This is a genomic window from Arthrobacter sp. C2, assembly GCA_024207135.1.
Taxonomy (GTDB): domain Bacteria; phylum Actinomycetota; class Actinomycetes; order Actinomycetales; family Micrococcaceae; genus Paeniglutamicibacter.
Genome location: CP042428.1, coordinates 255571 through 269689, shown reverse-complemented (window position 1 = coordinate 269689; position 14119 = coordinate 255571). Strand labels below are relative to the sequence as shown.

General features: G+C 65.8%; 11 protein-coding genes. 4 read left to right on the top strand and 7 right to left on the bottom strand.

Annotated features, from left to right (window positions below):
- Positions 1-17: 17 nt before the first annotated feature.
- Positions 18-1040, bottom strand: a complete 1023-nt coding sequence (gene cydB, locus FPY90_RS01190) for a cytochrome d ubiquinol oxidase subunit II (protein ID WP_071213410.1) — start codon at positions 1038-1040, stop codon at positions 18-20.
- Positions 1041-1070: 30 nt separating this feature from the next.
- Positions 1071-2645: a cytochrome ubiquinol oxidase subunit I gene (locus tag FPY90_RS01185; RefSeq protein ID WP_498683381.1), complete on the bottom strand. Its 1575-nt coding sequence runs from the start codon at positions 2643-2645 to the stop codon at positions 1071-1073.
- A gap of 204 nt (positions 2646-2849) precedes the next feature.
- Between FPY90_RS01185 and FPY90_RS01180 the strand changes: the two genes are divergently transcribed.
- Both FPY90_RS01180 and FPY90_RS01175 read left to right on the top strand, forming a co-directional pair.
- Entirely contained in the window at positions 2850-3224 is a 375-nt protein-coding gene (locus FPY90_RS01180) for a BlaI/MecI/CopY family transcriptional regulator (RefSeq protein WP_071213470.1), read from the top strand.
- 24 nt (positions 3225-3248) lie between these two features.
- On the top strand, positions 3249-4211 hold the full coding sequence (locus tag FPY90_RS01175; RefSeq protein ID WP_498683379.1) for a M56 family metallopeptidase: 963 nt from the start codon (positions 3249-3251) through the stop codon (positions 4209-4211).
- A gap of 81 nt (positions 4212-4292) precedes the next feature.
- Here the strand turns inward: FPY90_RS01175 and FPY90_RS01170 are convergent, their stop codons facing one another.
- Positions 4293-6398 (bottom strand): DNA gyrase/topoisomerase IV subunit B, encoded by a 2106-nt coding sequence (locus tag FPY90_RS01170; protein ID WP_498683378.1) that lies wholly within the window; start codon positions 6396-6398, stop codon positions 4293-4295.
- 198 nt (positions 6399-6596) lie between these two features.
- Here FPY90_RS01170 and FPY90_RS01165 point away from each other — a divergent pair, with 198 nt between their 5' ends.
- Complete coding sequence (locus FPY90_RS01165; RefSeq protein WP_071213473.1) at positions 6597-6821, top strand: DUF7455 domain-containing protein; 225 nt, start codon at positions 6597-6599, stop codon at positions 6819-6821.
- A gap of 204 nt (positions 6822-7025) precedes the next feature.
- Here the strand turns inward: FPY90_RS01165 and FPY90_RS01160 are convergent, their stop codons facing one another.
- The 4 genes from FPY90_RS01160 to FPY90_RS01145 all read right to left on the bottom strand — a co-directional run bounded on the left by FPY90_RS01160 (position 7026) and on the right by FPY90_RS01145 (position 12108).
- Positions 7026-8258, bottom strand: a complete 1233-nt coding sequence (locus tag FPY90_RS01160) for an RNA polymerase sigma factor (RefSeq protein WP_071213474.1) — start codon at positions 8256-8258, stop codon at positions 7026-7028.
- A 296-nt stretch (positions 8259-8554) separates the two neighbouring features.
- Entirely contained in the window at positions 8555-9712 is a 1158-nt protein-coding gene (locus tag FPY90_RS01155) for a DUF4192 domain-containing protein (protein WP_498683376.1), read from the bottom strand.
- Positions 9713-9853: 141 nt separating this feature from the next.
- Positions 9854-11173: an MFS transporter gene (locus tag FPY90_RS01150; RefSeq protein ID WP_498683375.1), complete on the bottom strand. Its 1320-nt coding sequence runs from the start codon at positions 11171-11173 to the stop codon at positions 9854-9856.
- Positions 11173-12108, bottom strand: coding sequence for a proteasome assembly chaperone family protein (locus FPY90_RS01145; RefSeq protein WP_071213477.1), 936 nt, complete (start codon positions 12106-12108; stop codon positions 11173-11175). The genes FPY90_RS01150 and FPY90_RS01145 overlap by 1 nt, the downstream gene beginning before the upstream one ends.
- A 412-nt stretch (positions 12109-12520) precedes the next feature.
- On the opposite strand from FPY90_RS01145, the gene FPY90_RS01140 reads away from it, so the two are divergent.
- Complete coding sequence (locus tag FPY90_RS01140) at positions 12521-14035, top strand: leucyl aminopeptidase (RefSeq protein WP_071213478.1); 1515 nt, start codon at positions 12521-12523, stop codon at positions 14033-14035.
- The last annotated feature ends 84 nt before the right edge of the window (positions 14036-14119 follow it).

Genomic DNA, 14119 nt, shown 5'->3' with positions numbered 1-14119 from the left:
TCTTCTCCTGCCGGTGGTCAGACAATCGGGGTCACGGCGTGGGCGTCGGGGATGTGGGCCTCGCTGATGCGCTTGCGGAACACCCAGTAGGTCCATCCCTGGTAGGCCAGCACCAGCGGCAGCCCGAACGCCGCCACGATGCTCATGAGCCCCAGCGTGTAGGGGCTGGAGGATGCGTTGGTGACGGTCAGGTTGTAGGCGGCGTCGATGGTGGAGGGCAGCACATTGGGGTAGGCGGCCACGAAGATCGCCGCCACGCCCGCCAGCAGGAAGATGCCCATCCCGGTGAAGGCCAGGCCCTCGTTGGTCTTGCGGGCATGGATCCAGGCGAACACCAGTGCGCACACGGCCAGTGCCAGCGGGGCCAGGGCCGTGGCGCTGTGGTTCAGCAGCACGACTGCCACCGCCCACGCGGCCAGCGGCAGCAGTGCCACCGGGAGCCAGCGGGCCAGGATCCGGGCGGCCCGCGTGCGGATCTCCCCGTCGGTCTTCAACCCGAGGAACGCCAGGCCCTGGACCAGGCAGAAGGCGACGACCCCGATCCCGCCCAGGACCGCATACATGTTGAACCAGGCGAAGGGCCCGCCGACGCGGTCCCCGTTGGCGTTCAGCGGCAGTCCGGTGGTGCTCAGCGCGAGCATCGCCCCGACACCGAACGCCGCGGTGAAGGAGCCGAGGCAGATCGCCCAGTCCCAGGCGTTGCGCGCGGTCCGGGTGTGGGCCTTGCCGCGGTATTCGAACGCCACGGCACGGAAGATCAGTGCCACGAGCACCAGCACCAGCGGGACGTAGAGGGCGGAGAAGAGCGAGGCATACCAGTACGGGAAGGCGGCGAAGGTCGCGGCGCCGGCGGTGATCAGCCACACCTCGTTGCCGTCCCAGACCGGCCCGATGGTGTTGAGCAGCACGCGGCGTTGCTTCTCGTTCCGGGCGAAGGTCTTCATGAGCATGCCCACGCCCAGGTCGAAGCCTTCGAGGAAGAGGTAGCCGCCCCAGAGCACGGCTATCAGGATGAACCACAAGGTGGGAAGGAATTCCACGGTAAGTGTCCTAACTCGTTGGTCGGCTGGTCAGTAGGCGAAGGACAGCACATCGGTGTCCTTCTGTCCGTCGTCGGGGCGGTCGTGCAGTTCGGGCATGGCCGATCCGATGCCGCCGCGCACGTAGCGGGTCAGCAGGACGACCTCGACCACGAGCAGGACCGCGTAGATCAGCGTGAGGACGATCAGCGAGAAGAGCATCTCCCCGGCGCTGACTCCCGGGGAGACTGCGGCGGCGGTGTACATGAACACCTGGTCGATGCCCTCGAAGCTCGGGTTGGGTGCCACGACGAAGGGCTGGCGGCCCATCTCGGTGAAGATCCAGCCGGCGGAGTTGGCCCCGAAGGGTGCCAGCATGCCAAACAGTGCCAGCCGGGAGATCCATTTGCTGTGCGGCACGGTTCCCTTGCGGGTCAGCCACAGGGCCACCGCGGCGGCTACCGCCGACAGGCCGCCAAGGGTGATCATCAGGCGGAAGCCCCAGTAGGTGACCTCCATGACCGGCAGGTAGTTGATTTCGGTTCCGGCGCGGTCGCCGTAGATCGGGTTGTCGGGCAGGTGGGTCCCGTACTTTTCCTGGTACTCCGGCAGGAGCGTGTTGACGCCCTTGACCTCGGTGGTGAAGTTGTCGTGCGCGAGGAAGGACAGCAGCCCCGGGATCTCAAACACCCCGACCACGTCGTCGCAGGTCGTTGCCCCGCCGCTGCGCAGGTCCCCGATGGACAGCAGGGAGAATCCGGTGCCGTCGTGGCATGCGGCCTCGGCCGCCGCCATCTTCATGGGCTGCTGCTGGATCATCAGCTGGGCCTGGGCGTGGCCGGAAAGGGCCACACCCGCAAAGGCCACCATGGCAACGACGGCACCGATGCGCAGGGACTTGATCCAGACCCTGTAATCGACCTTGTCGCGGTTCCTGCCCAGGGTGGCGGACTCCCCCACCACGACCTTTCCGTCGGCATCGACGGTGTCGATCCCGGAGTGGCGGCGCTTGTACAGGTGGTACCAGGAGATGCCAAGCAGGAATCCGCCGGCCACCGCGAAGGCGCCGAAGATGGTGTGGGGGAAGGTGACCAGGGCGGTGTTGTTGGTGAACACGGCCCAGGCGTCGGTCATCACGGCCCGGCCGTTGATTATTTCGGTGCCCACCGGGTGCTGCATCCAGGAGTTGGCCACGAGGATGAAGTAGGCCGAGAGGATGCTGGCCAGGGAGGCGATCCAGATGGCGGCCAGGTGGATGCGCCTGGGCAACCTGTCCCAGCCGAAGATCCAGAGCCCGAGGAAGGTTGATTCGACGAAGAATGCCAGCAGGGCTTCCATGGCCAGCGGTGCGCCGAAGACGTCCCCGACGAAGCGGCTGTATTCGCTCCAGGCCATGCCGAACTGGAATTCCTGGACGATGCCGGTGGCCACGCCCATGATGAAGTTGATGAGGAAAAGCTTTCCCCAGAACTTGGTCATGCGCAGGTACTCTTCCTTGCCGGTGCGGTGCCACGCGGTCTGCAGCACCGCGACCACCAGGCCCAGGCCAATGGTGAGCGGGACCATCAGGAAGTGATAAACGGTGGTGATACCAAATTGCCATCTGGCAATTTCCAGTGCATCCATGCCAAACCCTTCAATGCCGGAATTCGCGGGCGCAATGTCGGCCCGTCGCCCCAAGTTCTACGCATCGTAGAACTCGTTTCTACCCACTGTAGAACATTTGGGCCGAACACGGTAAACTGGGGCCTAACGGGAAGTACCGATGGTGCAGCCCGTCGGCCCCTGCGTTAGCTGCACGGGGCCTGGAACACTTTGTAAGGAATTAGATTGGCCACTCTTGGCGACCTTGAACGCGCAGTAATGGATCTACTTTGGGATGCCGAAACCCCGCTCACGGCCAATGAACTTCGCGACCTGCTTGCGGCGCCCGGCGGCGTCGACGGCAAGGAACTTGCCGTGACCACCGTCCTGACGGTTCTGGCCCGGCTGGAAAAGAAGGGCTTGGTGGCGCGCGAACGCGACATCCGCCCGCACCGCTACACCTCGGTGACAAGCCGCGAGGAACACACCGTGTCCTTGATGAACGAAGCACTAGGTACCGTGCTGGATCGCGAAGCCGTGCTGGCTCGCTTCATCGGCGGCATCTCCGCCGAGGAAGCCCAGTCCCTGCGCCTGCTCCTCGATACCCCACGTAACGCCTAGCGACGATCGGCACGGTCACCGAACGTGCTGCTGACGTCCTATCTCCTGGCGGGTCTAGCCTTGCTTCTTGCATGGCCGATACCCGTCGCACTTTCGCGCGCCCACTGGACCGCCAGATCCCCCTTTGCCGCGATGGTCGTGTGGCAGGCCATCGCCCTGGCCGGTGGACTGTCGATGATCGGCGCGCTTCTTTTTTGGGGCCTCGATCCGCTGGGCGACACCCTGATCGGCGCGCTCCGCGGCGGGCTCCAGCTGGTCCTGGGTGACCCCGAGGCCAACTCCCCCGGCACCATCCACATCTTTGCGCTGAGCACCGCGGCCCTGTTGGGTTTCCACCTGGTCCTCACCCTGATCCGGGCGGCCTGGCGCATCACGCGCCAACGGGCACGGCACCGGCACATCCTTTCGCTGCTCACCGAGGAATCCGCCGGCACCCCCGGCACGCTGGTCCTTGACCACGAGACCCCCATTGCCTACTGCCTGCCGGGCTTCACCGGCTCGGTCACGGTGCTCTCCCGCGGCCTGGTCAAGCGGCTGAGCCCCGAGGAGCTGCGCGCGGTCCTCGCCCATGAAAAGGCCCACCTGGAACAACGCCACGACCTGCTCCTGCTGGCCTTCGCCTCATGGAACGACGCCCTGCCGTGGCTGCCGACCTCGAAGTTGTCGCTGGCCGCCGTCCAGGAGCTGGTCGAGATGCTTGCCGACGACGCCGCCCTGCGCGAGGTCACGGCCCCGGTGCTGTTGCGGGCCCTGCTCACGGTTGCCACCGGCGCCCTGGGCGAACCGTCCGGCAAGTCCCCGGCTCCCCTGCCGGCCGCCGCAACCGGCGGCGCCCCGACCGAGGAGCTTTCCTCGCATCGCCTGCGCCGTCTGCTCACGCCCAAGCCCCCGCTGCCCGCGGCCCTGCGCGCCACGATCCTTGCGGCGGCGCTGCTGCTCCTGGCGCTGCCGACCACCATGCTGGTGGCCCCGGGCCTCTTCAGCTGACCACCCGGCCCCAAGCACCACCCATTAAGCAAAGGTCGGCGGACTCCCTCGAAGGGAACCCGCCGACCTTTGCTTGTTGCCCTAGGCGTCGATGCGATCGCGTTCGAGGCGTTCTGCACCGGAGATGATGAACTCCTTGCGCGGCGCAACATCCGAACCCATCAGCAGGTCAAAGACCCGCTCGGCCGATTCCGCATGCTCCAGCCCCACCCGGCGCAGCGTCCGGTGGCGTGGATCCATGGTCGTTTCCGCCAGCTGGTCCGCGTCCATCTCACCCAGGCCCTTGTAGCGCTGGATCGGCTCCTTGTAGCGCTTGCCTGCCTTTTCCAGGGCGGCCAGCACCTCGTGCAGCTCGTTCTCCGAATAGGTGTACACCATCTCGTTGTCCTTGGCACCGTGGTTGATGACCTCGACCCGGTGCAGCGGCGGCACGGCCGCGTAGACCCGCCCGGCCTCGACCATGGGGCGCATGTAGCGGAAGAACAGCGTCAGCAGCAACGTGCGGATGTGCGCGCCGTCGACGTCGGCATCGGTCATCAGCACGACCTTGCCGTAGCGGGCCGCGGATATGTCAAAGCTGCGTCCCGAGCCGGCCCCCACGACCTGGATCAGGGCCGCGCATTCGGCGTTGGAGAGCATGTCTGCCACCGAGGCCTTCTGCACATTGAGGATCTTGCCGCGGATCGGCAGCAGCGCCTGGAAATCCGAGGAACGCGCCAGCCGGGCGGTGCCCAACGCGCTGTCACCCTCGACGATGAACAGTTCGGTCTTCTCGGTGTCGGTGCTGCGGCAATCGGCCAGCTTGGTGGGAAGCGAGGAGGTTTCAAGGGCGTTCTTGCGCCGCTGGGTTTCCTTGTGGACGCGCGCGGAGATGCGCGACTTCATTTCGCTGACGACCTTTTCCAGGAGCATCGCTGCCTGGGTCTTGTCGCCCTTGGCGGTCGAGTTCAGCTTTGCCGCCAGGCTCTTTTCCACGACCTTGGCCACGATCTGGCGCACCGCGGAGGTGCCCAGGATCTCCTTGGTTTGGCCCTCGAACTGCGGTTCGGCCAGGCGAACAGTCAGCACTGCGGTGAGCCCGGCACCGACGTCGTCCTTCTCGATCTTGTCGTTGCCGACCTTGAGCTTGCGGGCATTGGCCTCGATGACCTTGCGGAAGGTCTTCAGCAGGGCCTGCTCGAAGCCCGTCTGGTGGGTGCCACCCTTGGGCGTGGCGATGATGTTCACGAAGGAGCGCAGGGAGGTCTCGTAGCCGATCCCCCAGCGCAGGGCAATGTCGACTTCACAGGTGCGCTCGACCTCGGTGATCCTGCTGTGGCCGGACTCGTCAATGACGGGCACCGATTCCTTGAACGTCCCCGAGCCGTGGAAACGCCAGATGTCGGTGACCGCTGCGTCGTTGGCCAGGTACTCCACGAACTCGGAAATCCCGCCGTCGTGGTGGAAAACCTCCTCGTAGGGGCCGTCCGCCCCCAGGGTGTCGGCCAGGCCGCGCTCGTCGCGCAGCGTGATCTTCAGGCCCGGAACCAGGAAGGACGTCTGGCGGGCACGGGCCTGCAGCTCGGTGTAGGAGAACTTGGCATCGGGCGTGAAAATCTGGCGGTCGGCCCAGTACCGCACGCGGGTTCCGGTGACCCCGCGCTTGGCCTTGCCCACCACGTCGAGGACCGAAGCCGTGGAAAACGACTCGAAGGTCGTGTCGGGCTTGGGCTTGCCCGAGTCGGTGAAGCGGCCGGGCTCGCCGCGGCGGAACTGCATCCCGTAGGTCTTGCCGCCGCGGTCCACCTCGACGTCCAGACGCGCCGAAAGCGCGTTGACCACGGAGGCGCCCACGCCATGCAGGCCGCCGGAGGCGGTGTAGGAGCCTCCGCCGAACTTGCCGCCGGCGTGGAGCTTCGTGAAGACAACCTCGACACCGGAGAGCCCGGTCTTCGGCTCGATGTCCACCGGGATGCCGCGGCCGTCGTCGTGGATCTCCACCGATCCGTCCGGGTGCAGGAGGACCTTGATGGACTGGCCGTGGCCGGCGAGGGCTTCATCGACAGAGTTGTCGATGATTTCCCACAGGCAGTGCATCAGTCCACGCGAGTCGGTGGATCCGATGTACATGCCCGGACGTTTGCGAACCGCCTCGAGCCCCTCCAGGACGGATAGGTGTCGGGCGTTGTAGTCAGCGCTTTTGGCCACGGTTGTTAAAACTCCTCAAATCGTCGGAACGACGCTATCCACAATAGTCTCTGGCCCCGACAAATCGCTGAAGCGTGCCGCCAGTGAGCGGTAGCTCACCCCGCCCGGGGCTACGCGGTCAGCGAAAGCGCAATTATTCAAGAAGAAAACGGCCGGATTGCTGGTTGTATTGGATACACATCGAATAAGGAGGTCATCATGACAACGACGACGGTAACCCGAGAGCTGAATGCACTCGATCGTTGCGACCGGTGCGGTGCACAGGCTTTCGTGCGCGCGGTATTGGAGACCTCCGGTGGTGAACTATTCTTCTGCGGACACCACGCACGCGCCGTGGAAGAAAAGTTGCGCCCCTTGACCAATGAATGGCAAGACGAAACGGCTCGCCTCTACGAGAAGCCCGTTTACGACGACGAGGACTAATCGGGTCATCGGCCACCGGCCGCATCGACCACTTCAGCGGGACCCCGGCATCGCGCCGGGGTCCCGCTGGCGTTAAGCCGAAAACACGTGTGCCAAGCACCTCTTGGTGAGTGGCCTCGCCCGGGTGAAACAAAAGGTGCCGGTGTCAACCCAGCAACGCTGGATGCAACACCGGCACCTTTTCTTGGCCCTGGGGCCGGGCTCTTAATCGAGGTAGTCGCGAAGGACCTGCGACCGCGACGGGTGGCGCAGCTTCGACATCGTCTTCGATTCGATCTGGCGGATGCGTTCGCGGGTCACGCCGTAGACCTTGCCGATTTCGTCCAACGTCTTCGGCTGGCCGTCGGTCAGGCCAAAGCGCATGGCCACGACACCGGCCTCGCGCTCGGAGAGCGTGTCGAGCACCGAGTGCAGCTGTTCCTGCAGCAAGGTGAAGGACACGGCATCGGCCGGGACAACGGCTTCGGAGTCCTCGATGAGGTCGCCGAACTCGGAGTCGCCATCCTCGCCCAGCGGGGTGTGCAGGGAGATCGGCTCGCGGCCGTACTTCTGGACCTCGACGACCTTTTCGGGAGTCATGTCCAGTTCCTTGGCCAGCTCCTCCGGGGTGGGTTCGCGACCCAGGTCCTGGAGCATCTGGCGCTGCACGCGTGCCAGCTTGTTGATGACCTCGACCATGTGCACCGGGATGCGGATGGTGCGGGCCTGGTCGGCCATGGCACGGGTGATGGCCTGGCGGATCCACCAGGTGGCGTAGGTCGAGAACTTGAAGCCCTTGGTGTAGTCGAACTTCTCGACCGCACGGATCAGGCCCAGGTTGCCTTCCTGGATCAGGTCCAGGAAGAGCATTCCGCGACCGGTGTAGCGCTTGGCCAGCGACACGACCAGGCGCAGGTTGGCCTCGAGCAGGTGGTTCTTGGCGATCTTGCCGTCATGCACGATCTGCTCGTAGTCCCAGCGCAGGCGCTTGTCCATCTTGTTGCCGGTGTCGGCAACGAGCTTCTCGTTGGCGAAGAGCCCGGCTTCGATGCGCAATGCCAGGTCGACTTCCTGTTCGGCATTCAGCAAGGCAACCTTGCCGATCTGCTTCAGGTAGTCCTTGACCGGGTCTGCGGTGGCGCCGGCGACCATGACCTGCTGCTGCGGGGCATCGTCTTCGTCGGCGGTGAGGACAAATCCCCTGGAGTTTTCGTCAACCGGCGGGGCCTTGGGAGTTTCCTCGGCATCTTCGTCCGTCTCGACCTCGTCGGTCTCGACTTCCTCGTCGGCCTTTGCGGCCTTGGCACGGGACTTTGCAGGAGCCCGCTTGACGGCAGGCTTCTTCGCGGTGGCGGCCTTTGCGACAGCCGGCTTTGCAGCTGCCTTATCCGTAGTTGCATCCTGCGGATCGGCGGCAGCGCTTGCTGCCTTGCCATTGGTGGTCGTCTCAGAAGACACGAAATACCTTTCTCACGGTTCGTCCGCGATGCCACCTACCGGTAACACCACTATGACCCTGTCAAGTCCGCGTCCCGCCGGATAAAGGCGAGTCGGGAATCAGGGTCCAATAAATGGAACGCCTTTTTCCCGCCATTTGTTCCCATCGAGAACCTCGATGGTGCTGGCTTGAGAGCCATGGAGCACGAACCCAACCGGGTCTGTTGATTAATAGTCTCTCACGTTTCGACCACACGGGGATTCATTTGACCCACGTGCCGGATGCAATGGGCCCGACCGGCACCGGTCTGTGCGGCTCAGGCGCTAAGCCGGCCTTCCAGCCGCAACCGCCAGGCGCGCTGCGGATCGGCCACCCACCCCGGCATCTCGCCGGTTTCCAACAATTTCTTCATGAGCAGTGCCAGCCGGTATTCCGGGTCCTTCCCGAGAGCCGCGACAAAGAGCGCCAGCGCGGAACTTCCCTTGCCCTTGGCCCAATTGATCCACCCCAGCAGGCACAGCAGCGCCGCGGCCTCCGTGCCCTCGGCGATTCCCAGCAGGTCCCGGCAGAAATACCAGAGACGATCGATCCGGGCCCAGTCCGGGGTGCAGGATGAGGTGCCCAGCAGGAAATCGGAGAAGTCCCGGGATGCGGGCCCGAAGTCTTCGGCACGGCTGACCTCCTTGAACGCCTCGACGGCACGCACCGCGCCACGTCCGGCCAGGAAGGGAAGGATGTCGCGGACCATCCGGTCGTCGAGCGATACCAGGAGCGAGGCGCAGAACGCCTCGTCGGTGCGCATCCTGCGTTCGGCGACCACGGGATCGGCTTCCAGCAGCTGGGCCCAGTCCCGGATCAGCGTTTCGCGCGGAACCTTTCCGTCGTACTCCTGCACCAGGATCCCCGCGAACTGCCGGATGGTTGCCTTGTTGGACCACGGGGCCACCCCGCTACCGTCCCAAATGGTCTCTTCGGGAGCCGATCCGGCCACGACCATCCTGAGGTGAGTCTCGGTCAGCGCCAGGTCCGGCAGGTCAAAGCCCTCGGCCGGACAGCAGTTTTCGCTGGCGCAGAAATAGCTGTGCCAGCGCTTGGCGCCCACGTACCACGCATCGCGAACGTGGATCCCGGAGCGCACCAGGGCGGGGGCGAGCCGTCGGACAAGATCGTGCTTGGGCAGCGAGTCATGCCCGTCCCCCGGGATTTGCCCCGTGTAGAGGGCCATGAACACCGCCGAGGCCTCCGGGACCTTGTGCACCAGCTGGACCAGCTGCTCTGCCCACTGGAGAGCTTGGTCCTGCCCGTTTTCGGGCCGCGGCAGGTCCACGCGCAGCGTCGCGGCCAGGCCCTGTCCCTGCATGATCAACAAGACCACCGCGTTGCGCGGGTAGAACCCCAAGGCGTGGGGAATGTATGCCAAGACCTCTTCGGGGCTGGCCAAGGAAAAGCTGGAAGCTGAAGGCGTAGTAGTCATGCACACCATGCTTCCCTCGTGGCGCAGGGCTCGGCAGGGGGCATCCGGGCATCTGTGGATGCCGCGGTTCCCGGCCCCCTGCTGCGTGTGCGGAACAGTCGAGGGACGGTCCGTTGGTGTCGGCGGGACCGGGGAAATCTGCTACTGGTTCCCGGAGATGTTGCCCTGGCGTCGTTGGCTGCGCGGCGTGTATTCGCCGCGCAGGGCCATGGCCCGGCGCGCCTTGTTGCGGGTGACCACCATGCCGATGATGCCGCCAAGCATCACCACGAACTGGAAGGACAGCGCCCACCTGAAGGCATCGAGGCTGTAGAGCTCGGCGCCTGCACCGGCGGCCCGCTGCTGGATGTCCAGCAGCCAACCCACCACGTAGACGGTGACCAGCGCGGCCAGGAACCCACCGACGTTCACGATCCCGGTTGCCGTGCCGATTACGTGGGCGGGATTGAAGGTCCGCACGAAGTCGAAGCCGATCATCGACGCCGGCCCGCCCAAGGCGACACAGACGATCAGGATGACCAGCATCCAGATCGGTGCCCGGCCGGGCCAGAGAATGACCACGAGCCAGGTCAGTGCGATCATCCCGATGACGTCGAACGCGATCGCCGAGCGTCGGTGGGGACGGCGGGCCACGGCCGCCCCGAGCAGCGGGCCGGCCAGCAGCGCAACCACCACGAAGATCGACAGCAGCCCGGAGGCGACCGCGGGGCTGACCCCCTGGCCCGAGACCAGGAAAGGGTATCCCCAGGTCAGCAAGAAGACGTTGGTGGTGAACTGCGTGGTGAAGTGCGTCCAGAATCCCAGCCGGGTCCCCGGTTCCCGCCAGGCGTCGGCCAGCAGCGTCCGGGCCTTGACCGGTGCCGGCCGGGCTTCGTCGGTGCGCGGCCCGTTGCTGACCAACACCAGCGCCAGGGCAAAGCCCACCACGGACAATGCGGCCAGGGAGAGGAAAGCAGGGGTCCAGCTCCACAGGTGGAGCAGCGCCACGAACGGGATCAGCGAGAGCAGCTGGCCCAATTGCCCGATCATGCCGGTTACCTGGGTGAGCATGGGGATCCGGTAGCCGGAGAACCAGATGGGCAGCAGCCGGATGACCGAGACGAACGTCATCGCGTCCCCGGCCCCGACGAAGAACCTGCCCACCAGGCCAGAGGCGACGGAATCGGCCATGGCCAGCAGGAACTGGCCGACGATCATCAATGCCGCTCCCCCGGTGATCATGGCCCGCGGGCCCCACCGGTCCACCAGGATGCCCACGGGGATCTGCAGCCCGGCGTAGACCACCAGTTGCACCACCGAGAAGGTGGCCAGGATCGAGGCCGAGGCGTCAAAGCGGTCGGTGGCCTCCAAACCGGCCACGCCAAAGCTGGTGCGCTGCGTGACGGCAATGAGGTAGGCGGCGAGGCTCGCTGCCCATACCACCCATGATCGGGCGGAGTCGAGATGTTCGGCCTTGGTCACTAGGATTCCTTGGCAGCCGTGCCACCTTGTTCGGGGAAGCCGGAGAGGAATGCCTCCGCGGCCAGGGCGAGTTCTTCGCCGTCGGGGACCTCGGCATCGGCGGTCACCAGCAGCGAACGCCGCTCGATTTCCGGGACGTGCTGGTCAAAGCGCGTTTCGAAGTTCTCCACCATCCGGGCCACGTCCGGGGTCGCGGCAACCTGCTCGGCGATCTGCGATTCGAGGTTGCGGCCGGCTTCGCGCAGCCGGTCCGTGGGAAGGCCGAGTTCCATGGCGGCTCCCACGTATTCCAGGATGCCGACGGCGACCTGCGGGTATTCTGCCTCGGAGAGGTAGTGCGGCACGTGGATGGAATATCCCACCGCGTCGCGGCCCGCCTCGATCAACCGGACCTCGATGAGGGCCGCCAGGCTCGCCGGCAGCTCCGCAGTGGGGGTCCAGGTGGAGATCCCCTCGATCAGGTCCTTGCGGTTGCCGTGGGCGGTGACGCCCAGCGGGCGGGTGTGCGGGACGGGCATCGGCACCGCGTCGAATGAAACGGCCAACCGCACATTGAAGGCCTTGACCAGGGCGATGACGGCGGCGGTGACCCGTTCCCAGGCCAGGTCAGGTTCGGGCCCGGTCAGGAAGAGGAAATCCCGTTCCAGCCCGTCGGTCAGCCGGTACAGTTCCAGGCGCGGCGGCTGGTAAGCAGCAAAGTGGTCGCCAAGGAAGGAAATCTGGGGGCGCCGTTCGCGGTAGTTGATCAGCTGGTCGATGTCGAAGGAGGCGATCAGCCGCGGTTCGAGCGAGTCCAGCAGTTCGGTGCGGACTTGGGACAGCGCGTGTCCGGCATCGGCGTGGCCGCGAAGGCCAATGAGCAGGTCAAGGCCCTGAAGCTCGAGTGAATCCAGGTCGTGGTCTTCGAACCTGATCAGGGATTGGGGGTCAAGCATTGCCGCTGCTCCTTTCAGGTTGCGTCATGGGTTCCGCCGGCCACACCGCCACCGTCGGCCAAGGCCGTCGTGCGGCCCTCGCCTGTTCCTTGCCGCAGCACCCGAATCGGTACGGTGCAAACCACAAGAAAGCCGGGGGCAGGTGCGGGGCCGGGTGAACCCGAAGATGATTCGTTTGGTTGCCTACTGACGTGGTCAACCTCTTCGGAAGGTATTTTCTTCCCGTGGCCCGCCTCCAATTCTAGGCCGGTTGCCACACCGATGCGCTGTGGGCTCGGTCTCAGCGATACGATCGATAAAGGCCAATCGGCGTTTGCGTCCCGGGAACCCCGGGAACACGCGGCCGTTTCGGCTCCTTCGGTGCATGGGCATTCGACGTGCATGTACACAACCAACGAACAGGAATCGTTTCGTGATCAACTCCATGGATCTCAAGCTGACCGCTGTCTCCACCGACATCAAGCGCATCAGTGCCGGCGCACTGGTTCTTGGTGTCGCCAAGGGCACCGACGGTCCGGTTCTGGTGGCTTCACCCTTCAGCGCCAAGGTCACCGAATCCCTCCAGGGTTCCCTGGCTGCCCTGAACATCACCGGTGCCGCCGATGAACTGGTCCGCCTGCCTGCCACCGCCGAGACCAAGGCCGAGACGCTGGCCTTCGCCGGCCTGGGCGCCTTCGAGGAATCCACGCTGACCGAGGAGGCCTTGCGCCGGGCCGCCGGCTCGGCCACGCGCCAGCTCGCCGGCGTCCCCACCGTGCTCTTCGCCCTGCCCGCGGCCACCGTGGGACAGGCTGCCGCCATCGCCGAGGGTGTGGCAATGGGCGCCTACCAGTTCAACAACCACCGCTCCACCCCGGCCAAGAAGCTGCCGCTGGGCGAGGCTGTCATCGCCACCGCGGCCTCCGCGGACAAGGACCTGCCGGCCGCGCTGAAGCGCGCCGCGATCCTGGGTCGCGCAGTGCGCGCGACCCGCGACCTGGTCAACGTCGCCCCGAACGTGCTCTACCCGGAGTCCTTCGCCCAGGCGGTCAAGGACAACGCCAAGGGCCTGCCGCTGAAGGTCACCGTGCTCGATGACAAGAAGCTGGAAAAGGACGGCTACGGCGGCTTGATGGGAGTTGGCGGCGGTTCCGAGCGCAAGCCCCGGATGGTCAAGGTCGAATACGCCCCGGCCAAGCCCGCCAAGCACCTGGCCCTGGTGGGCAAGGGCATCACCTTCGACACCGGCGGCATCTCCATCAAGCCGGCCGCCGGCATGCACGCCATGAAGTGCGACATGGCCGGCGCCGCCACCATCTTCCAGGCGATCGTCGCCATTGCCGAGCTCGGCCTGCCGATCAAGGTCACCGGCTGGCTGTGCCTGGCCGAGAACATGCCAGGTGGCGCCTCCACCCGCCCGGGCGACGTCATCACCATGTTCGGCGGCAAGACCGTCGAGGTGCTGAACACCGACGCCGAGGGCCGGCTGGTCATGGCCGACGGCCTGGTGGCCGCCAGCGCCGAGAAGCCCGATGCCCTCATCGACGTCGCCACGCTGACCGGCGCGCAAATGGTGGCCCTGGGCCTGCGCACCGCGGGCGTCATGGGCGACGAGACCCTTCGCAACGCCGTGGTCTCCGCCGCCGACAAGGCCGGCGAGGCCGCCTGGGCCATGCCGATGCCCGAGGAACTGCGTCCCACGATCGATTCGCAGGTCGCCGACCTGGCCAACATCGGTGAGCGCATGGGCGGGATGATGACCGCCGCGGTGTTCCTCAACGAGTTTGTCGGCGAGTCCGACGGAACCAAGATCCCGTGGGCGCACCTGGACATCGCCGGCCCGGCGTTCAACGAGCAGGCAGCCTACGGCTACACCCACAAGAACGGCACCGGCTCATCGGTGCGCACCCTGGTGGCACTGGCCGAGGAGATGTCCTCCGCCAAGTAGCGGGCACGAGGCCACCCGGCCGCATGGATTTCTACTTCTTGTAGTAGGAATCCGCGACCGCATGCGGCGGCGGCCCTTCACCCG